This is a genomic window from Burkholderia catarinensis, from assembly GCF_001883705.2.
In the GTDB taxonomy this organism is placed as follows: domain Bacteria; phylum Pseudomonadota; class Gammaproteobacteria; order Burkholderiales; family Burkholderiaceae; genus Burkholderia; species Burkholderia catarinensis.
Window position 1 is genome coordinate 24,174 of record NZ_MDEQ02000021.1, and the last position, 20,322, is coordinate 44,495.

The window sequence follows — 20,322 nt, forward strand, 5'->3', positions numbered from 1 at the left end:
ACCTCAATGGCTAAAGCTCGACCCGCGAAAAGTGCGGGTAGATGCGATAGAACTTCCTGAAAACCTCGAACGGGTTTTCGCCCATGTTCGATTTCGGTAATACGAAGCCCATCTTGTTCTCAGCGTCGTCGTTCGACTCCATAGTCAGCCGCTCCAGTGTCGAGAGCGCAGGCAAATCGACCCGATGCGGCGCATCAGTCGTCGTATGGAACTCCCAAGCCATCACCGATTCTTCAATGGCCATGTCATCGTGCTTACAAACCACGAGCGCAGCCGTCACCATGGCCTGGCCGTCAGCGTAGTGCGTAGCGAGTGCCCAAACGATTCGACGATCCCGAAAACTGAGCGCTTCCTTATCGACCGCCAACTTGAGCGCATGCAACAGGCTCTTGCCATAGTTTTTGTGCGTCATGCCATCGGCGGTCAATCCGCTCGGGAAGAGAGAGCCTAGCCGTTCTTTGAAACGTGCGAGACGCCATTCCTGAGTCGTCGGCTTTTGTGCCCGATCCTCGGAGACCTCACCCTCGGCCTCGACCGAGATGTCCTTGGGATTAGGCTTCCCTAATGACTCGGGATTGGCATTGAGCGTGACACGCAGAATGCTACCGATCGGCACTGCCCCGATGGTGCGTGCGAACCGTTCGATCTGCGAGGTGATGCCCTTGGGTTCCGTGTAGTCGAACCAGATGATAGCGGGGGAATCGAAATCGGTTTCGTCGAGATAGTCTTCGAGACTCTTGTGGACACACTCGATGGACGCGACTGGGCGGTTGAACATCTGGCGCTTATGCACCTGCTCCTCCGTCTCAATGCACGTCATCTTTGCGATGCCAAGTCGACCGTGGATCAGCCGAAAGTCTTCAAGAAAGGGACCGCCGAGGCCAACGTAGTGATAATTTTCGAGTACGAGCTTCGGAGCCAGCCGCATCAACAGCGACAGGAACAACTCCCGATCCACGGCTTTGTTGGGCCGCAAGCGGTACGGTAGTGAGGAACCTGCGCTCATCGTTCACCCCCCTGCTTCTTGGCTTTCGTAAGCTGCATCTCGAAGCACTTGTCGCCGACGATGCCTGGCTTTTCATCCGGATCATCGAACAACATCTTTGAGACGAGCCGTACCTCCTCTGCAGGACGGGAAAACACGATCCGTCTGGACGACGGCTTCTTGTCCTCCGGTTCCGGCAAAACTTTCGCCTTCTGCGGATTGAATTCGATGGAATCAGCCAGCTTTCTAGTGGCACTGCGGGCGGCAACGACCTCAATGGCACGGCTCAACGGCATCGGCTTGGCGGTTTCCCAATGACTCGACTGGTCGGAGCGCGGATAGTTCTTCCATTGGTTCGTGTACGAAATCCAGATGCGCATACCCTCCTTCATCTTGACGAGGGACTCCAGCCAGACGTTCGATGAGGTATCGAGCGCCCGTTTCGTCGTCGTGACCGGCAGCTTGTCGGCGTGTTTGGACCGAAACTCGATGATGCCCGTGACAATGGCGAACTGCGGGTGGTAGAGCGGAATACCATCACCCCAGCCCGTCAGGCGACTTTTGTCTCCCACGATGACCGCGCGGTCATTGCAGAGCACCGTCCAGCCAGCGGTTGCAGATGAACGATCGCGCTCAAAGCCAGCATCATCTTCATCATCATCACCGAGACTCTTCCCTGTATTGAGGCCGACGGTGATCGAGACGAGCACGCCGTCTATCGTTTTCTGGTAGATGTATGGAGCCGGGCGGTCTTCGTCTGTCGAAACTAGCACCTCGACACGAACGGACTCCACGGGCGTCCCGTTGAACTCCACTCTCAGGCCCCATTGGATGAATATCGTGAAGTGTTCCGCGATCGCGGTACGCACTTCGTTTTCGAACGCCGCGTTGGCAAAATGCCGCGAGACGCCTTCGTACAAATCAGTGACACGGATCGTGGTGCCTGCTTCTCCCAGTCGTTCGCTCGCCTCAGTTGGCTCGTTGATCGGGAGCGAATCCCAGTTTTTGGCCTCCAACCATTGCGATGTGATCGGCACCTCGAACGTGTCGTCACCATGGCGGGTACGTACCAATGCATTACGGCCCATCTTGAAGATCGCGCGCTTCATGCCGACACCGTACATGCCGATGGTCTCAGCCTCCGAATCGCGGTCGTCGTCTGGCTCTCGCCCCATCTTGAAGGCGTAATTCTTGGCAACCTCGCGCGGGATACCGCCACAGTTGTCGGCGATCAAAAAATGATCCTCGGCGACCTCGATCTTCACGAAATGCTTCGTGTAATCGACATCGCCACCATCCGCCAGACGCATTGCGCCATCAAGGCAGTTGTCGAGCAGGTCGAGGATCGCATCGGCGAGGCTGATGTCGCGCGTGAGCATAGACACGAAGAACTGCTTCGTCGGGCTGGCCTGGGCTGTGTCAGTGCTTGGTTTTGTCATGGATGATTACTCCGTGTGCGATGCGATCTCATCGAAACGACGTTCATAACGAACGCCAGCGCTGCGTGAATTCGAGTCATAACGCCCTCCCGTGAGGGTCATTCCCGTGGCCTGGCTGGACTCGATAACGAGTGGCGCGCCTCTCGCCTTGGCGCTCGACTCTGCCACTCGAGATCAGATTAGCGATCGCGGCGTTCCACTGGCCGTCCGTCATACCGGTGGCGACAAGAACGTCGGCCTTGGCATGCCAACCATCGTGCGCACTCAGGAAGCCGAGGATCGCCGTGGCGGGCGTCGCGCCATTCGCGGTAGTCGCAGCCCCTGCCTCGAAGTCGAGCGACGATTGGGCCGATGCCGCGCCGGAGGTGCGGCTGGCGCGCGGGATTCGGGTCGACACACGCGGCGTGCCGTCGGCATGCAGCCCGCGGGCGACTTCCCCCTCGTAACGCTGACGGTTCAACTCCGACAGCCGCCGCAGCACTTCGACGCGTACAGACTCCGAGATGGTGAAACGAACACGATCGCCCTCTGGCAAATATGGCACTTCGTGGAAGCCGTGTTCGAGGGCGAGGTCGCCCCAACCATAGGTGCGCGCAACGGCGGCGTCGATCTCGCGTTGCAGCGAGCGCAGCCCTTCAATGCGAGGATCATGCTCGGTGTCGGTATGAAATCGGCTGTAGAGCTTGGTCAGGCCGATTCGATCGGCCTGCATGACTTCAATGCGTGCTTGGTGAAGCCGATTTCCTAAACTATCAAGCAGGTCGTTCGGCTGGTCACCGTATCCATCTGGAAAAGCGAACGGTCCAAGTGCGTCCGTTTGGCTGTACCGCAAATCGCTCTTGAGGCGTGACGCATGCTGCCAAGCGAAAACCGCGTGGATGCTTGACTGTAACAGCGCGAAATCCCGCCCACGACCAAGCGAAAACGCGACGGTCGCGTCGGAGAAAACGATGTTGGAATCGACGAACGAGAACGCCAGTGTCTTACTCACGCGCGTGAGCGCCAGCACCCGCGGCGGTTGGTTCCCCTCGGGTGACCAACCGGCCGGGTGGCGCTCGAAGTGGCAGCCACGACCAATGGCGTGATATAGAGCCGGCCGTTTGTCAGCGTAGTGCCACCAACGTTCAGGGAGTGGCTTTCGGAGCACAAATTCCCCGCGTTCGTTACGACGCTGCCGCTCTGGTTTGACTCGCTCCTCAATCCATTGCCAAGGTAATTCATACTCTCGTGCGCGCTCCTCCGACCAATCCCAAAAGCTGATCGCCCAGCGACTCGGTCGTTGTTCCGGGTCTGTATTAAGGTCTTCGCCATTGATATAGGGAAAGATCACTTCAGCGTTCTTCGGATCGGCACTAAGCATCCATTGCGCTTCGCCGGGTGAGAGCACGAATCCCATGCCTAGTACGTAAGAGCCGACAAATGCTTTCCCCTCGTTGGCTTTCAGCTGCTTCAGACTCCATTCCTCCCGGTCAGAAAGGAAAGCCGATATGAAGGAAGCCGGTCGCCCGAGCAGCGAGCGTTCGCCCCGCCATTCCCCTTTACGGACATGCACGCGACTGGTGATAACCGCCGCTTTTCCGGGCCAAGGTTCGTTCGGGTAGGCCGCGTGGATGACGGCACCTGCAGCGACCATTGCCTCAAGCCCGACCTGTCGCGTTTCGCCTTCCGCAATGGTGTTTACTGCAATCAGTCCGAAACCGCCGCCTTCGCGCAGCAAGCTCCATGCTCGCAAAAAGAAGTAAGCGACCAGATCCGCAGAGCCCCCTCGCCCCTCGGCGATATGTGCGACTAGCCAATCGCGGAAGGCAGTGCCCGTAACGCCGGTGATGCGCTTCCCACCGAGAAAGGGAGGATTGCCGAAGATACCGTCGAAGCCGCCGCGTCCCTGCCCGAACACCTCTGGAAACTCCAGCGGCCAATGGAAAGGCCGACGGGCGGGCTTGTTACCGGATAGATCGGTCGAGAGCGCGACAAACGATCTTCGGCGCATCGCAACGAGCACGTCGCGGTTGTCGTCGATGGCCTGTCCGGCTTGAATGGTCAGTGAAGCCAGGGCGTTCTCCATCCCCCCGACGTTGCTGCCCGATGCGAATACTTCCCCGATGAACGCATCTGCGATGCATTCCGGGATTTCGAGCCTGCGCCGAGCGTCGGCGTCCAGATGTACCATGGCTTCGATGTCGCGGATGTCGCGGATGGGCATCTCGCGCAGACGCGAGCGCAGCTCGATAGCCTCGCGCACGGCCCGTTCGATACCCTGGCCGAACAGGCGTAGTTGGCCCTGTCCGCTGGGATTCATCGAAAGTTGGGTGAGTTGATCCAGCCGATGGATGCCAAGCAGGCTGTCCCCACAGCGCAGGTTGTGGTCAAGGAAGCCAAAGGGTCGCCCCTTGGCCAGCGTCACCAGCCAGATGGAAAGCTTGGCCAGCTCCACAGCCAGCGGGTTCAGATCGACGCCGTAGATGCAGCGTTCCGCGACGAGGCGGCGGGCGACAATGGTGCGCGCCTCGGTGTCGCGTGGCAGCGCCTCAATGCTGGCGTCGGCGTCCGCCACCCGCCCATCGACACCGATCATCTTGCCCAGCACCTCGGCATGCGCCCATGCCTCCACCAGCCGGTCGGCCAAGTACCGGCACGCTTGAACGAGGAAAGCCCCCGACCCCATGGCCGGATCGCAGATCTTCAGGTCGAGCAGTTCGGAGGGCGACCTGAGTGACCACTCCGCGCGCGGCGTACCCACTGCAGGGCCAACGAAGGTGATCGGCGTGAGCGTCTCCGCGACGATGGCCTCCGTGAGGGATTTCGGCGTGTAGTGGGTACCAGTTTCGCGCCGGTCGAAGCCGGTGGTGACGATGAAAGCGCCTGCGGGATAGACCAGTGGATAGCCCCAAGGATCGGTGCGCACCAGATGGCCGAACGGGATGATGCGATCGCGCAATGCGGTATCGCCATGGCAAGCGGTCAGCACGCGATCGGCGAGCGCATCATCCACGGGTCTGCTCAGGTCGTTGCGCACGCGGCTGGCGGAGCTTCCGGAACGCTGCTGCAGGAGTTCGGCCAAACGGTCGGTACCGTCCAGCCGGGCGGATTCGAGTTCGGCCAAGGTGACCCAAGGCGACTGGGCACTCTTGGTGGAGTCGAGTTCCAGCGTAACCTCGACCGTGCGCTTTACGGTGCGCTCCAGCAGCCCCTCATAGACGTAGCCGATTTGCTCGACGTCCAGCGCCCGATAGGACAGTGTCCGTCCCTGGAATTGCTGAATGGCTTCGAGCAACAGCAGGACGGTGCGGTTGTCGATCGGCAGCGGCTTGGCGACGTCGGTGCGCCAGCCGGAGCCTTTGGCCCTGCCTTCGAGGAAGGGGAAACGGTCTGGATCGAACAGCGAGCCGCCCAGCGCAGGCAGGCGCAAGTTTTCGTGCTCAATGCCACCGTACACGGCGCGGAAGACAGCCAACAGACGCGACCACGCATCCCAACGACGCTCCAGAATCTCGTCCGATTCGGCGCGCAACTGCATACGCAGGGTCGAGAGCGCATAGTTGGCTTCGTAGCGTTCGTCGCCCAAGAGCAGCAGGCCGCGCTCTTCGGCGGAGAGCAGGAAGACTAGCCGCATCATCACCGTCAGCGCCGCTTCATAGAGTTCGGCTTCCTTCACGCTGCGAAGTAGTTCCCGGTCGCGGTCTTGGTCTGCCTTGTCCAGCGACTGGATCAACACCTCGACCGCGCGTCGCACCTGTTCGCCCAAGGCATCGGTCACTTCGTCCTGGAACTTCAACGAGCGATCGAACAGTGCGGGCAGTCGTTCCGATTCATCGACAAAGAAACGCCGGACGCTCAAGAGGTGGAGGAAGGCTTGGAGGGTGACGGGTTCCTGCGCCCAGATGCGCGCATACCAGTTGGCGAAGGTCGTGACCGCGCCCACCGGCGCATCGACCAACATCCAGCGTTCGCCGTTGGTCACCAGCCCGAGACGGCAACCCGTGGTGCGACAGAGCCTGACCATGCGTTCCGCCGGTGTGCTAGCCCAGCCGTCCAGCTTCGAGGTGGCATTGAGATCGACGTTAGGCTCATAGGCGTGGATGAGCATCAGCGGCTTGTCGTCGCTCCCGACGACGGTGAAGTCCGGCGATAGGTGCACGCCGTGCTCGGGCAGGCTGACGTTCAGGTGCGCGGCACACCAATCCTTGCGCTTGAGTACGTCGCCACGACCGTCTTCATCGAGTTCCAGCCCCCGTGATAAGACCTCGTCGATCCACGCCATATGCAAATCCGCAAAGCGGGGATCGTCGGTTTCCAGTGCCTCGTGCCATTCATCGTAGGCTTGTCGCAACCGCTTCCGTTTGCCGCCATCGAGTTCTTCCAGTCCTTGCGGGAAGGCTTCCTTGAGGACGGGGACGGCGAGGAAAGGACCGGAAATCTCGATGAGCGAGAGCCAGTCGTAGTGTTGAATGTGGGTCACCATTCAGGCTCTTCCTCAAAGAAAGAGATCGTGACGCCGTTATCGGAGCTTAACCATCGGTGTCCGCAACCGCAGACAACGGAGTCATGGAGTTCGACAAATGCCTTCGTGCCACAGTCTTGACAATGGATACGCGCGCACTTGCACCCTCGGCATTGACCGGCAAGCCACCAGAACCACGAGCCGCCCTCAAACGTGACGGCACCTTCTTGATCAAGCACGATGCAATCGGCATCGCAAGATCGACACATCGTCCATTTATCAGGAACGATCAAATCAAGGGCATCTTCCACTGACAGCAGTTCGAGACCGCATCCAGCATGGTCGGCCTTCTTCTTAGCTGGCGCCGTCCACCCATTCGCCGCGACGACGATCGCTTTGTTTGCGCCAACGGCATCAGCTAGTGCAAGGACTGACTCGACCTCTCGAACATCGATGGGAACGGCGTGGAACTTGGCATCGACAATCATCTTTAGCGGATGCCCCTTGGCCTCGATTTCGATGAGCACGTCGATTTGCCGTGGCTGACCGGTGATCTTGTCCGGAACCATGACGTTTCTTCTGACGTTACCGAAGTCGTCGATTTGCTCGTAGAACTCGGCGACGGCCTCCTGATATTCCTGCCAGGTCATCATTTCGCCACCGCTGACGTGGACTCGGGCACGACGAAGATCACAGCGACCGGGAAGGTGCGGTCGTCGAGCTTGGCGTAACGGGATTCAATGGCCTGCGTCTCTATCTGACGCTCGTCGGGGATGCGCGCAAGGCGCGCCTCCAGCGCGGCGATGTCGCGGTGGAGCTGCGTGCGTTCGTCCTCGGTGAAGAGCGTGAGCTGTTCAGGCTGCTCGCCTTTCTTCAATTCGGACTGGATCGCCTTCTCCAGTTCGTCAAGCACGGTTCCGATGTCGTCGATTTCCTGCTGCTTGCGGGTCTGAAGCGTGTTGGTCAGGTAACGGAGGCGTTCTTTGGAACGGGCGTCCACGGCTTTCAAGATGGCTTCCTGCTGGCGGTCGAAGCGGATGCGCAGCGCGTCGAACAGGGGCGGAGCCGCCGTGATCGATTTCGATTCGTCCAGCCATTGCTGGACGCGGGTGACAGCTTCTTCGCGGCGGAAGGATTGGTCGCGTAGATAGCCGCCCGACACCGTCAGTTCTTCGTGCAGCCGGTGGTGGTTGCCACCGGTGACTACCAGCCGCGAAACGACGAGCACGGCGGAACCATCGACGAGCGCGTCCGGCACAGTGCGGATGGTGACACGATGCAGCTTCTTCACGTCGTCCTGCGCCCAGATTTCGGCGCGCAGCAGGCGCAGGCACATTTGCACCAAGCGATGGTTCAAGTGGACGAGCACAACGTCGTCGCGGCCACTGGCGACGGCGTGGTCGAAGGTGATGGGCCGTATCTTCTGGGTGTGCGGGTGGCGCAGCCCTTCCAGACAGCGCGCCCACGAACCAGACAGCGCAGGCATCCGGAAGACGCTACCAGAAGGCGCGCCGGCAAGTTCGTCCGGTTCCAGCGGCGGACGACCCGCCAGCGCGAGGCCGGTCTTCACGGCCATCAGGACGTGGTCGGGCGTGAGATGGAAATCCTGCGTGGTGGTGAGCAGACGCTCGTGCAGCTTGGCGACGCGCTCCTTCATCTCGCGCTCTGCGCGCACGAAGTTCTTGGCGCGGGCGATCCGCGCCTCGGCCAGACGAGTGTCCAAGTCCTTCAGGGAGCCTTCGATGAGGCCGGACATCTGCGGCGCGATGACCGGATTGACGCTGCCCATGTCGGCGCGCATCGAGTCCAGTTTCCGCAGTGCGCGAAGGATGTCCTCGCCATGGCCGCCGACCGATGCGCCGTTCGCACCGCCGCCATCGACCGGGTGCCAGATCATCACTTCCTTCTCGCGCTGGCCGTGGCGGTCAATACGCCCGTTACGCTGCTCCATCACGTTGGGGTTGTAGGGAATCTCCAAGTGGATGAGCCGATTGCAGTGGCTCTGCAAGTCGATGCCTTCGGAGGCCGCGTCGGTGGCGAGCAGAATGCGCATGGGCGAATCCTGCGACGAAGCTTGGAACGCCGCCTTGATGGGCTCGCGTTCTTCTTGGGATAGGCCGCCGTGGAGCAGACCGAGACGCTCGCCGCCGAAGCCGTGGCTGGCGAGGATTTGATGCATCCACTGATGCGTGGTGCGATATTCGGTGAACAGGATCACCCGGCGATCGTTCCACTGGCCATTCGGCTTGAGGTTGGCCGAGAGCCAGTCGAGCATGGCTTGGGCCTTGGAGTCGGCCTGATTCCTGGCTCGTTGCGCCCATGCCCGCAAGTCATCCAGCGTCGCCCGCTGCTCTGACGTCAGCGGCATTGAGCGGCGCGTGGCTTCCTCGACGGCTTCGGCTTGAGCGTTCTCGACCTCCCGGTCGTCGGCATAGTCCTCGTCGGCTTTCAGGATGGCCTTGTGTAGGATGCGTTCGGTCATCATGTCCGGCTTCGCGGGCCGCGCTTCTGACAGTGACGTGACGTGCTTTTCGAGCGTGGATGCGAACGCCGCTGGTGACGAGAGCAAACGTTTCTTGAGGAGGCGATTGACGAAGGTCGTGCCGAAGCCATTGCCAGCTTTCTCGGCATCTTTTTCACGGCTGGCGCAGTAATCGTCCAGCGTGCGGTGAATCTCGCGCTCTTCCGCCGTGTACGGGACTTCAAGAGCCTGCAAGGTGCGCCGGGCATACAAGGAGTTACCTTCCACATCGACTAGATCGCTCTTCAAGCGCCGAATCATCACCTGACTCAATTTCTTTTCGTCGGGGAGGATGTTGCGGGCAAAACGCTGGTCGTCGAGCAATTCCAGCAACGAGGTAAACGACTCTGTGTACCCGTTGTGTGGTGTGGCGGTCAAGAACAGACGATGCTGGAAATGTGGCCCGATGGCGCGGATGAAGCGCGTACGCTGGCTTTCCAACGCATAGTGCGCCCCAGCGGCTGGAGCGACGTTATGCGCCTCGTCCACAACCAGCAGATCGAACTTGCGCGGATGACCGGCGTGCGGTGGGATCACGTCGCGCATGGCGCGCAAACCTTCGCCGCCCTTGGCCCAATCCATCGACGTGATGAGGCGAGGATGCGACGTCCATGGATTGGCATGGATGCCGCGCTCGCGCCGCAACCGCTTGATGTAATCGGTGTCTACCACCCGGAAGTCGAGGCCGAACTTCTCCAGCATCTCGACGCGCCACTTCTCCTGAAGTGACGCGGGGCAGACGATAAGGACAGTGCGGGCACGGTGCCGCAAGAGCAATTCCTGAATGACCAAACCTGCTTCGATGGTCTTGCCGAGGCCAACATCATCGGCGATGAGCAGATTGACGCGCGCCATGTCAATGGCACGCACCAGCGGATCTAGCTGGAAGTCCTCGATACTGACGCCACTGCGAAACGGTGCCTGCAGAAACCCCCGGTCGGCGTTGGTGGCTGCGCCCCACCGCACGGCGTCGAGAAAAGCGTCGAGCATGCCTGAATCGTCCTGTCCCGTGACCGAAGGCAGGCCTGCGCGCTCAATGACCTGAGCGCCTGGCTCGATTTCCCAGACGACCTCCAGTTCCTCGCCAAGCCCATCCTCGTCGATCGACGAGAGTGTCACGCAATGTTGACGCGCAGAATGGTCCGAATCCAGCCGAGCGGCGTCGATATCCGCTACCACCCACTGACGGCGACGCACTTCGACCAGTTGCCCCGGCTCCGGCCGAGCCCGATATGCCTGCGACTGCCGTTCCCCCGGGATACTCATGTGGCTACCTTTTTCAATTCTTGCTTTTTATGTCGTGCAACGCGGTACGACGATTCAAGTCGATCCTCGTAACCAAGTTTGCGACGACTGCGGCGGCATCAGTCGGTGATTCGTGCGACCAAAATCGGAGAACCGTCCAACCGAGGGAGCGCAGTCGTTCGTTCGTGTCTGCGTCCCGCAACTGATTCGTCTCGATCTTCTGCCGCCAAAACTCTGCGTTACGTTTCGGCCACGAAGCATGTTGGGGACAACCGTGCCAAAAACAGCCATCAACGAAAATTGCGATCTTCCGCCCTGGAAATGCAATATCGGCAACGCGGCGAGGCTTCTTCAGAACCTCGTAATCGATCCTGTACCGCAAACCGATTCGATATAACTCCCGCCGCAAAGCGACTTCGGCGTCTGTACCCTTCTGCCTGATTTTCGCCATGCGGCGACTGGCTTCAGGCGAAGAGGGCGGAATTTTCGACATTACGGGTCAATCGGCCATCATTACTCAATCTCGACCGACGCAAGATGCTGATGAATGCTCCGTGCGATGGCTCGACCAAGATCGACCGGAACCGCATTTCCGATGAGCCTCCCGAGAACCGTGAAACTCGCTTCACCGTCTTCCGGTATGAAAGCATAGTTGCGAGGGAAGCTCTGCAAAATCGCAGCCTCCCGCAAAGAGATGGCACGATCCTGCTCCGGATGACCAAATCGGCCATTGCCAAACCCATAACACTGGGTCGTCATCGTCGGTGATGGCTTATTCCACTCCATCCGTCCATAGACACCGGCATAAGTACGTCCACTGTCGGCGCGATGACAATTAGCAACCAGTTCTTTCGGCCAGTCTCGCCAAGTACCACCGGGTTTTGATGCCCTGATTCGTTTGAGATTCATGCCAGACAGCGATGACGCGACGTGAAGCTTGTCACGCGGCGCAGACTCGCCGGCCCGGAGAGGCCGCAAGTGGCCGATGGCTTGCTTGACGGTTTTCGCCTTTTGCTGCGTAGGTGGAATCAACGTGATGTCCCCATGCTTAGATGCAAGCAACACCATTCGCTTTCGCGTTTGTGGGACGCCATAGCGAGAACTGTCAACAACATCGAACCAAACCTTATATTCGAGCCGTTTCAGCGTATCGACGAAATCGTGAAATACCTTGTGTTTGGCAACGCTCGGCACATTTTCCATCGTAATGATGTCCGGCATCGTGCCTTTCGCAAGTCGCGCGAATTGATACAACAGGCCCCACTTTCCGTCAGGACCATCCAACTCGTAACGTTGAGCATAGGTAGAGAATGGCTGACAGGGGGCACAGCCTGCCAAGACCGATATATCGGCATCGCCGAATAGGTCACTTAGCTCATCAACCGTCACCTTGCCTACGTCACGCTCGATGAATTTTGCCTGTCCGTTGTTCTTTTCATAAGGGAAGCGGCAGGCCGGATCAAGATCGATACCAGCAATAACTGGTAGCCGCTCCAGAATGAAGCCATGCGTCAACCCGCCCGCGCCGCAGAATAGATCGACACAAGCAATCTTCGTCACGTCACATCCCCCGTTCTCATTTCCATTGCCGACTGAGATGGTCAAAACCAATCGGAGCCAAGCAGCTCAGTCGAGATCCGCGGCACCGCCCGATCGCACCCACTGATCGACCTCGTCAGATTTGAATTTCCAAAACCGCCCAACACGGTGAGCAGGCATGTGCCGCCTGCCGATCCATGCGTACACGGTGTCCTTGCTTACCCCAAGGTATTCGGCGATCTCCTCGACCGATAACCAGCGACCAGGCATAACGTTGTCTTCCATCGCGAAGAAGGCGCACCAACCGGCAATCGTGGAATGATCGCACGGATACATGCCATTGGGAATCTTACAGAGCCAATTTTACCGGAATAAGTCCGGTTTGATCCGATTTGGCTTGGTTACGTGTAACCTGCCTTGCCGACTGTCCCGGATTCGATCGAAAGCGTTTTCAGACACATATCACCTCCTCGAGCATGGCCAGCTACTGGTCGCTCCGTCCGAACAATTCCGCTAGGACGAATCTGTCTCAAGGAGACCAGTGATGCTCCCCATCTCCCCGCTTGAGTACCTGATCGCCTTCGCACTCGCCTATCTCTGCGGCGTGCTGTGGTCGATCTGCTTCTGCAAATATGTCGGAAAGGTCCGGAGCGAGGCCATGTGTCATGCATGACCGCCCCCCACTTTTTCCGTTCGATGACGAGGACGACGAAGCCCCCGCATGGGAATCGGCGTTGAGCCGGCTTCGCCAGACGCCCCCACCACCCGAGCCGGACGAGGACGAATCGCCGCGCTTCCGTCCAGGCAAGTGCGATCTGGTCTGGCCGTGTCCGTCATGCGACTCATTTCGCACCGAGCAACGCCACGTCGCACTACGCATCTGTAGCGCCATCGGTGCCGCGGCAGGCGCTACGAGCGGCGCCGCTGCTGTGCTATCAGGCGCAGAGACCGGCGCTGCCGTCGGCGCGCTCAGCGGTCCGATCGGAGCGATGTGCGGCGGTCTCGCGGGTGCCATCCTCGCCGGGCTGGTGGCCGGCGGCGCCGGCTGCGCCACCGGTGCCGCATTGGGCGAAGCCCTTGACCTCAAGGTCCTCGACAACTGGCGGTGCCTTGCCTGCGGTCGCACCTTTACCGTCCGCCCTGGCTAACCCGCCCTGCCTTTTCTTTCCGTACATCAGCCTCTCGGAGCCCGGCCTTGTGCTGGGCTCTATGCCTTTGTTTTTTCTCAACAGGAGTTCGACATGCATTTGATCAATTCGATGGCCTACGTAGGAGCCGAACCGTGGCATGGTCTCGGCAACCGTCTGACGCCGAACCAACCAATCGAAGTCTGGGCCGATCGCGCCGGCATGAACTGGACGATCGAATCGTCCGAGGTACGTTTCGTGACGGGTTCCGCTGGCATCGGCGCGATTCACGCGTTCCCCGATCAGAAGGTCCTCTATCGCTCCGACAACAAGGCCCCGCTGTCGGTCGTGTCCACCCGCTACCAGGTCGTCCAACCCAGAGAGATATTGGAGTTTTATCGAGACCTGACCGAGATCGGCGGCTTCGAACTCGAGACGGCCGGCGTGCTGAAGGAAGGTCGCAAGCTTTGGGCGCTCGCTAGGACCGGGCATTCCGGCTTGCTCAAGGGTAAGGACAAGATTGGCGGCTACTTGCTGCTCGCCACCGCGTGCGACGGCACACTCGCCACGACCGCGCAGTTCACATCGGTCCGTGTCGTGTGCAACAACACGCTGCAAATTGCATTGGGAGACAGTACTGGCGTCGTCAAGGTGCCGCACCGTTCGCAATTCGATGCTGCTGCCGTCAAGCGCCAACTAGGTATCGCAGTTTCGTCCTGGGATGCGTTCATGGCGCGGACCAAAGCGCTGGCAGATCGCAAGATCACCGACTCCACGGCCGAGGCGTTCCTGCGGCGCGTGCTGACCTACTCGACCGCCAGTCTTCCCGATCGTGAAACGGTCGCCGTCAACGAACGCGCGATCAAGGCGGTCGGCCAGCTCTACATGGGGCGCGGCAAGGGGGCGAATCTGGCATCGGCTTCGGGCACGGCATGGGGTCTGTTGAACGCCGTGACGGAATACGTCGACCACCACCGCCGCGCACGTACCGACGACCACCGGCTCGACGCCGCCTGGTTCGGCGCAGGAGCAACGCTCAAACAGAAGGCATGGGACGAGGCCATGAAGCTTGTCGCGTAACCCTGCTTTTCCTCGCCCGTACTCCCTCACCATCGGCCCGGTCAGGTTCGCCTGCCGGGCCGCTTTGTTTCCGGAGGTTACATGAGTGCCCCTCACCCTCAACCGCCTCGCGCACGAAAACCCGCGCTGAAACTCGTCAAGACGCTGGAACTCAGTCGCGACGACTGGCTCGCGGTGCGCCGTACCGGCATCGGCGGCTCCGATGCCGCCGCCGCGGTCGGTCTCAATCCGTACATGAGTCCGCTCGAATTGTGGCTCGACAAGACCGGCCGCGCTGATGGCCTACCCCGTCCCGATCTGGCCGATACAACGTCCCCGGCGTATTGGGGAACGTTACTGGAGCCGATCGTCGCTGCCGTCTATACCCAGCAGACCGGCAACAAGGTCCGCAAGGTCAACGCCGTGTTACGACATCCTTCGATTCCGTTCATGTTAGCGAACATCGATCGTGAGGTTGTCGGCGCGCGCGACGTGCAGATTCTGGAATGCAAGACGGCTGGCGAATTCGGCGCACGGCTCTGGCGAGACGGCGCGCCCGAATATGTCCAGCTTCAGGTCCAGCATCAGTTGGCCGTCACCGGCAAGACGGTGGCGCATGTCGCCGTGCTGTTGTGCGGGCAAGCGCTCGAAGTGCACCGGATCGAGCGAGACGACGCGCTGATCGGGCGACTCGTCGAGCTTGAGGCCATGTTCTGGCGTTATGTCGAGACCGACACGCCGCCGCCCGCCGATGGATCGGAATCGGCAGATCGCGCACTACGCCACCTGTACCCTGGTCACGGCGGCACCGTCGATTTCACGGACGACCGGCACCTGTCATCTGTGTTCGCCGATCTCGTTGCAGTACGGGCGGAGATCGAATCACGTCAAGCCGTCGAGGCACGGCTGAAGCAAGCGATCCAGCAGGCAATCGGCGACGCCACGCAAGCCATCTTCGAGACCGGCGAAGTGTCGTTCAAGCGCAGCAAGGATTCATCGACTGTCGACCTAAAAAGGCTGCTGGCCGAGCGCCCCGAGCTCGAAGCGCAATACGCAGTCTCCAAGCCCGGTTCACGCCGCTTCCTCGTTTCCTCCTGATCGCCCCGCCCTCCCTCTTTCCATCCTTATCCAAGGAGAATTCACCATGCTCAAAGGACTTTCCATCACGCCGCCAGTCGTGGGCCGGATTTCGATCGGACGCGTCGTCGAGAAGAATGGCAAGCGGTTGCCGGAGAAAGACGATCAGTTCACCCTCACGACGCAAATCCAGCAGCGGGGCGAATGGATGCTCCACCCGCTCAATGAAACGCTACGCAAAGCCACGTCCGGTAAGCTCCGTGCGATTCCCGTCCGGCTGCTCTTCAACGATCCGGACCTCAACCTGCGGGCCGAATACAGCCTCTTCGACCGCGATACTGGGCGACCGGTCTGTGTCGGCAACGGAGAAACTTGCCGGCGAGTCGGTCACGATGGCAACGGGATCGAGAATCTTCCGTGCCCGTCGCCTGATGGATGCGCGCTTGGACAGAGCGGTGGTTGCAAACCTTACGGCCGGCTCAACGTCCTAATCGGCGACGAGGACGAACTCGGGTCGTTCATTTTCCGCACAACATCGTACAACTCGATCCGTGCGCTCGCGGCCCGGCTGCACTACTTCCGAGCCCTGTCCGGTAACGTGCTCGCGTGCCTGCCGCTCGAACTGAAGCTGCGCGGGAAGTCGACCACGCAGAGCTATCGGTCAGCCATCTACTACGTCGACCTCTGTGTGCGATCGGGCGGCACGCTGGAGGAAGCGCTCATACAGGCGAAGGAGCTCGATACGCGGCGGCGAGCGGCCGGGTTCGATCAGGCTGCGCTCGACGCCGCGGCGCGGTTCGGCTTCGCGAATGGCGCGTTCGAAGACAGTCCGGATGAGCGCAGCGCCGTCACCGAGGAGTTCTATCCTGACGTGGCAGATCGTCCGGATGTCGGGAGCGGCGACGCCGCCGACACCCCCGAGACGCTCCGCGACAAGCTCGAAAGTCGGGCCGTGCTGCTCGGCGGGAAGGCAGTATGACCGCAACGTCCCGCTCAGCGTGCGTGCTGGCAATTTCGGCAACGGCTACCGCGCTCTGCCTGTCCGTCCTGGCCGGCTGGCAACGCGGCGGCACATGGCCGGAACGGCTCATGTGGATCGCTATCGGCATGGTGCTCGTCGCAAGCGCGCACCTATTGCCGTCGCTGATCCGGGATGCGCCGCTCCGAGTACGTGCCGTGGGTGGTCTGCTATGGCTCGCCTGCCTCGCGACTACTTGCTACGGACATGCGGTGTTTTTCATGTTCGCGCAGCAGCACGCCGGGGAACGGCGGGCGTTGACGATCCCGGTTACGCCACTCCCGTCGTCCACACGCGATCTCACGGTCGTCATGGCCGAGCGGGCGACCGTGACCGCGCAGCTCGCGACGGCAAATGCCCGCTACTGCGTCGGTAACTGCGCGATGCTGGATGCCCGTCGGGTCACGCTCACGGCAAGACTGGATGCGCTGAATGCGGAAGCGAGCGATGTGCGACGCATCGAAGCTGCACGTGTCCGAGTCATGACGCGGCGCGACGCATTACTCGCCGATCCGGTCACGTCACGACTCGCGACGATATTCGGTGCGACGACTGCTCGCCTCGATCTGCTGTCGGGATTGATGTTCGCAGCCGTACTCGAAGGCGTAGCATGCCTGTTGTGGTGGGTCGCGCTCCGGTCGCCGCCGGTCTCCGCTGCCGCCCCCGTGGCAACTGGCGCGGCATCACCAGACATACCGCCAGTCACGACCGTAACGGACATGGCGCTGTCAGTCGGGGCAAGCGTCAGCAGCAGTCGCGCAGAAGATACGGATAGTCTCAATAGCGATGCTCCGGTGACGGTGCGACCGGACGCCCCCTCCCGCGACGACGAAGTGACGCGTCTCGCGCGAGACATCGCTGTTGGTCTCGTCCGACCGACCGTTGCCGATATCCGTCTTCACCTCGGCTGCTCGCAGGCCAAGGCACTCGCCCTCCGACGCCGACTCGCCGAACTCGATTTGCCGGCATAAACCGGGCGTACGCCCGGCTCCACCTTCTCTATTTTCATTTTGTGCGACCCATCCGGCCTTGCCGGAGGCACATGCACACCCAATCGATCGGAGACTCTCATGAATTTGCCTTCGACTCGCCGCGCCGGCGCGCGCTTCAAGCTGGGCCGCGTCCTCGCCACGCCCGCCGCCGTGGATGTCCTGAATCAAGCCCAGGTGTCGATCATCGACCTGCTGATCCGTCACGTCCGCGGCGACTGGGGGGATTTGTCCGAATCCGACCGCCAGCAAAACGAGCTATCGGTCGAAGCCGGTCTGCGCATCCTGTCGAGCTACGTCCTGCCGAACCGCCAAACCGTCTGGGTCATCACTGAATGGGACCGCTCCGCCACGACGTTCTTGTTACCGGGTGACTACTGACATGCTGATCCAGAAATTTCACCCAGCCCCCCCCGTTCAGCCCGTAGGTGAAGACCGCCGGGTACGGCAAACCGTTCTTCAGCCGACTGGGCCATTAGGACCGCGGCAGCACACTGCATTACGCCGCGATGGAACTCGCCGACCCGGTGTCCCATATCACGCCGTCGGCAACGAACGCACCGTCTGGATCACGCTTGGCCACACTATCTGCACGGCCTAACGCTCTTTCGGTGGCATGCGCCGCTCGCAGTTGGCGTCGAGGGTGGCAGGCATGCGCTACTGCTCGTCGATTCGGCCGGCGCCGAGCCCGGAATGGCGGGGCTCAACGCCCGACTCGATGTATTCGAGCCGGAGTCAGTGCGCCAGAGCTCCACCGGTTGCCAGCAGTCTGTCGCGCTTGAGGTCGCAGTGTGTTGATGCAAGTCGTGGTCAACGCAACCGCTGGCGCTTGATCTCCGGTGGCGTCGCCGCATTTGCGCGCCGCGCACCGGTCGGCTTCAGCGACACGCCGTCCAGCGGGGCAAACAGCTCGGCCAACGTGACGTTCAGCGAATAGCAGATGTTCGCAAGTGTCTCAATGGATGGGTTCGCGATGCCACGTTCGATCGCCGAGATGTAGGTCCGGTCGACGTGCGCCTCAAAGGCGAGCGTTTCCTGCGATTTCTCCGCTTCGTGCCGGCATGCCTTGATCCGTTTGCCGAGAGCAATCGAGATCGGGGCCGGCCGGGCGGAAGGCGAGGTTGAGCGCTTGGCAGTCATGGCGAGCAGGATGCCCGCCCGTCGACTGATTAACGACGCTGTAAACTCTTCAGTTAATGTAGAGTCTACTCTTCATTTTTACCACATCGAGCCGATATAGCGGCCATCAGGTGTACAGCCCCGACCAGCTCACATCCATTTTTGAAGAGTAAACACGACAGCCACTCACCGAGAACCAAGAAGGATGAAGGACAGACAACCCAAGCCCGCTCCCGGAAATCGTCTCGGGAGCAATATCTCTTTCCCTATCCAATCATCATGAAAAAGCTCATCCGTCTTTCCGCTACGCCCCTCATGCTTGCCACCGCCGTATCGCTTTCCGCCTGCTCAAGCGGTCCGTCCGAAAACGACGCGAAAACCGCCGTCGAAGCGTCCCTTGGAAATTGCGAGTACCTTTCCATCGATCACTTCGAGAAAGTCAACGGCACCCCGCAGGGCGACGATCACTATCTCATCGACGTGAAGTACTCGATCTCGATGAAACCGACTCCCGACATTAAGGCATACGCCAGCGAAAAGTATGCACAGGAAGTCGACAATCTGAAGAAACAACTCGCGCATGCACATGACGTCGAAAATGCATGGAAGGCTGATGAACAGGCATGGACACAGGCCAATCCCGGCCAGAACACCAGCGCATACGAGGTTACTCACCAGGACGGCTGGGCCGAGTATCAGAAGGTCATGCCGCTGCTTCTCGGCGGAGATCAACTCGTGAACAACGCACCGCGAACTGCCAAGGCGGCGATGGAACGCGCCATGCGACAAACCTGTCCGAACGTCAGTTCGACGCTACTCGATAACCTCTTCAATGGAAACGAGCCCGTCGAAAAATATGCCGAGGGAATCGAGGAAACCTTCACCGGCAAGGTCGCCATGGTGAAAACGGACAACGGGTGGCAAGAAGATCACTAACCGTGTCCGACCAATCAGCCCCGGCGCCGGCAGATTGCCGGCGTAGGAAGCTCCGGAACACACGGAGCTTCTTTTTTTGGCTCATCGCGGGATTTTGGGAAGCGCAGCGCGAATCTTGAGCAAGAGTGATTCGTCGTACCCGCCTGTCTCGACCGGAGTCATGTAATGACATGCCTATCGAGCACGCCGTGTGCTCGCCTTTGCCACGCCAGTGCGCACGCCGCTCCACAGACATTGAGAAGACCGCCATCTCGTGAGCCAACGCCGCCCCGCGAAATACCGACAAGGCATGGCACTGAACGTCAAGGCGCGACGAACATGCGACGACGGAGCGACAGTGAACTCCAAGGTTCCGCTGAAACGACGCGCTCCCGAATATACAACAGCACCATCAATCGACCTGCTGGCGGATACCTACTTCCTATTCCCGGTCAACATGGCAATCGCCTCAAACAGTAACTGAACCGCGGCTTCCATATCGGCATATGGCTGCATCCCTTGACCCGCGAGAAACATGATGGTCGAACGGATCGACGCAAAATTTTGCGCCAACAAAATCAGATGCACGCCATTCGGCCCACGCACACCTGACAGCCAGTTCTGAACCGTGCGTTCGCTCGCATTTGTCATGCGCGCGAGCGTCTTGACAGCATGCCGGGATGTTCCGATCTCGCGTTTCAGCGCCACTTCAATCGCTACTGCATATTCGCGGGCAGTGAGTCCTCGGCCTGATTCGCTCAGCAAATTCTTGCGTGTTTCTCGCAACATCTTTCCGACCTCCGAAAGTATATTGGTTCAGACCGCAATGTGATTAGTGACGAAATGGC

Annotated in this window: 18 protein-coding genes; 7 read left to right on the plus strand and 11 right to left on the minus strand. The window is 60.3% G+C overall.

The window, feature by feature from the left end; translation table 11 throughout:
* Positions 1–10: 10 nt before the first annotated feature.
* The 8 genes from BFF94_RS27760 to BFF94_RS27795 all read right to left on the minus strand — a co-directional run bounded on the left by BFF94_RS27760 (position 11) and on the right by BFF94_RS27795 (position 12,506).
* Positions 11–1,006, minus strand: coding sequence for an O-methyltransferase (locus tag BFF94_RS27760; protein WP_128847660.1), 996 nt, complete (start codon positions 1,004–1,006; stop codon positions 11–13).
* Positions 1,003–2,424, minus strand: a complete 1,422-nt coding sequence (locus BFF94_RS27765) for an ATP-binding protein (protein WP_128847662.1) — start codon at positions 2,422–2,424, stop codon at positions 1,003–1,005. The genes BFF94_RS27760 and BFF94_RS27765 overlap by 4 nt, the downstream gene beginning before the upstream one ends.
* Positions 2,425–2,500: 76 nt before the next feature.
* Complete coding sequence (locus BFF94_RS27770; protein WP_128847664.1) at positions 2,501–6,886, minus strand: Eco57I restriction-modification methylase domain-containing protein; 4,386 nt, start codon at positions 6,884–6,886, stop codon at positions 2,501–2,503.
* Positions 6,880–7,518: a restriction endonuclease gene (locus BFF94_RS27775; RefSeq protein ID WP_128847666.1), complete on the minus strand. Its 639-nt coding sequence runs from the start codon at positions 7,516–7,518 to the stop codon at positions 6,880–6,882. Before BFF94_RS27775 ends, BFF94_RS27770 begins: the two co-directional genes overlap by 7 nt.
* A complete protein-coding gene (gene drmD / locus BFF94_RS27780; RefSeq protein WP_128847668.1) occupies positions 7,515–10,652 on the minus strand; it encodes a DISARM system SNF2-like helicase DrmD in 3,138 nt (1,045 codons plus the stop codon). Before drmD ends, BFF94_RS27775 begins: the two co-directional genes overlap by 4 nt.
* A 13-nt stretch (positions 10,653–10,665) precedes the next feature.
* Positions 10,666–11,124, minus strand: coding sequence for a very short patch repair endonuclease (locus BFF94_RS27785; RefSeq protein WP_128847670.1), 459 nt, complete (start codon positions 11,122–11,124; stop codon positions 10,666–10,668).
* Positions 11,125–11,144: 20 nt separating this feature from the next.
* The gene (locus BFF94_RS27790; RefSeq protein WP_128847672.1) at positions 11,145–12,191 is read right to left on the minus strand and encodes a DNA cytosine methyltransferase; all 1,047 of its coding nucleotides are present in this window, start codon (positions 12,189–12,191) and stop codon (positions 11,145–11,147) included.
* Between the two features lie 66 nt (positions 12,192–12,257).
* Complete coding sequence (locus BFF94_RS27795) at positions 12,258–12,506, minus strand: excisionase family DNA-binding protein (RefSeq protein ID WP_441301358.1); 249 nt, start codon at positions 12,504–12,506, stop codon at positions 12,258–12,260.
* A gap of 208 nt (positions 12,507–12,714) precedes the next feature.
* On the opposite strand from BFF94_RS27795, the gene BFF94_RS38230 reads away from it, so the two are divergent.
* A complete protein-coding gene (locus BFF94_RS38230) occupies positions 12,715–12,843 on the plus strand; it encodes a hypothetical protein (protein ID WP_281426295.1) in 129 nt (42 codons plus the stop codon).
* Between the two features lie 262 nt (positions 12,844–13,105).
* On the opposite strand, the gene BFF94_RS27800 is transcribed toward BFF94_RS38230, so the two are convergent.
* The gene (locus tag BFF94_RS27800) at positions 13,106–13,417 is read right to left on the minus strand and encodes a hypothetical protein (protein ID WP_158062080.1); all 312 of its coding nucleotides are present in this window, start codon (positions 13,415–13,417) and stop codon (positions 13,106–13,108) included.
* On the opposite strand from BFF94_RS27800, the gene BFF94_RS27805 reads away from it, so the two are divergent.
* From BFF94_RS27805 to BFF94_RS27825, 5 genes are all read left to right on the plus strand, one after another.
* Positions 13,412–14,377 (plus strand): DUF932 domain-containing protein, encoded by a 966-nt coding sequence (locus tag BFF94_RS27805; protein ID WP_128847676.1) that lies wholly within the window; start codon positions 13,412–13,414, stop codon positions 14,375–14,377. The two genes, BFF94_RS27800 and BFF94_RS27805, sit on opposite strands and share 6 nt — an antisense overlap.
* Positions 14,378–14,458: 81 nt before the next feature.
* Positions 14,459–15,454, plus strand: coding sequence for a YqaJ viral recombinase family nuclease (locus tag BFF94_RS27810; protein WP_128847678.1), 996 nt, complete (start codon positions 14,459–14,461; stop codon positions 15,452–15,454).
* A 46-nt stretch (positions 15,455–15,500) separates the two neighbouring features.
* A complete protein-coding gene (locus tag BFF94_RS27815; RefSeq protein ID WP_128847681.1) occupies positions 15,501–16,412 on the plus strand; it encodes a recombination directionality factor in 912 nt (303 codons plus the stop codon).
* Entirely contained in the window at positions 16,409–17,422 is a 1,014-nt protein-coding gene (locus BFF94_RS27820; protein WP_128847683.1) for a hypothetical protein, read from the plus strand. The genes BFF94_RS27815 and BFF94_RS27820 overlap by 4 nt, the downstream gene beginning before the upstream one ends.
* 99 nt (positions 17,423–17,521) lie before the next feature.
* Entirely contained in the window at positions 17,522–17,821 is a 300-nt protein-coding gene (locus BFF94_RS27825) for a hypothetical protein (RefSeq protein WP_128847685.1), read from the plus strand.
* Positions 17,822–18,250: 429 nt separating this feature from the next.
* Here BFF94_RS27825 and BFF94_RS27830 read toward each other — a convergent pair whose 3' ends face one another.
* The gene (locus BFF94_RS27830; RefSeq protein ID WP_098549945.1) at positions 18,251–18,580 is read right to left on the minus strand and encodes a helix-turn-helix domain-containing protein; all 330 of its coding nucleotides are present in this window, start codon (positions 18,578–18,580) and stop codon (positions 18,251–18,253) included.
* A 258-nt stretch (positions 18,581–18,838) separates the two neighbouring features.
* On the opposite strand from BFF94_RS27830, the gene BFF94_RS27835 reads away from it, so the two are divergent.
* The gene (locus BFF94_RS27835; protein ID WP_128847687.1) at positions 18,839–19,495 is read left to right on the plus strand and encodes a hypothetical protein; all 657 of its coding nucleotides are present in this window, start codon (positions 18,839–18,841) and stop codon (positions 19,493–19,495) included.
* A gap of 414 nt (positions 19,496–19,909) precedes the next feature.
* Here the strand turns inward: BFF94_RS27835 and BFF94_RS27840 are convergent, their stop codons facing one another.
* Entirely contained in the window at positions 19,910–20,263 is a 354-nt protein-coding gene (locus tag BFF94_RS27840; RefSeq protein ID WP_128847689.1) for a hypothetical protein, read from the minus strand.
* Positions 20,264–20,322: the final 59 nt, after the last annotated feature.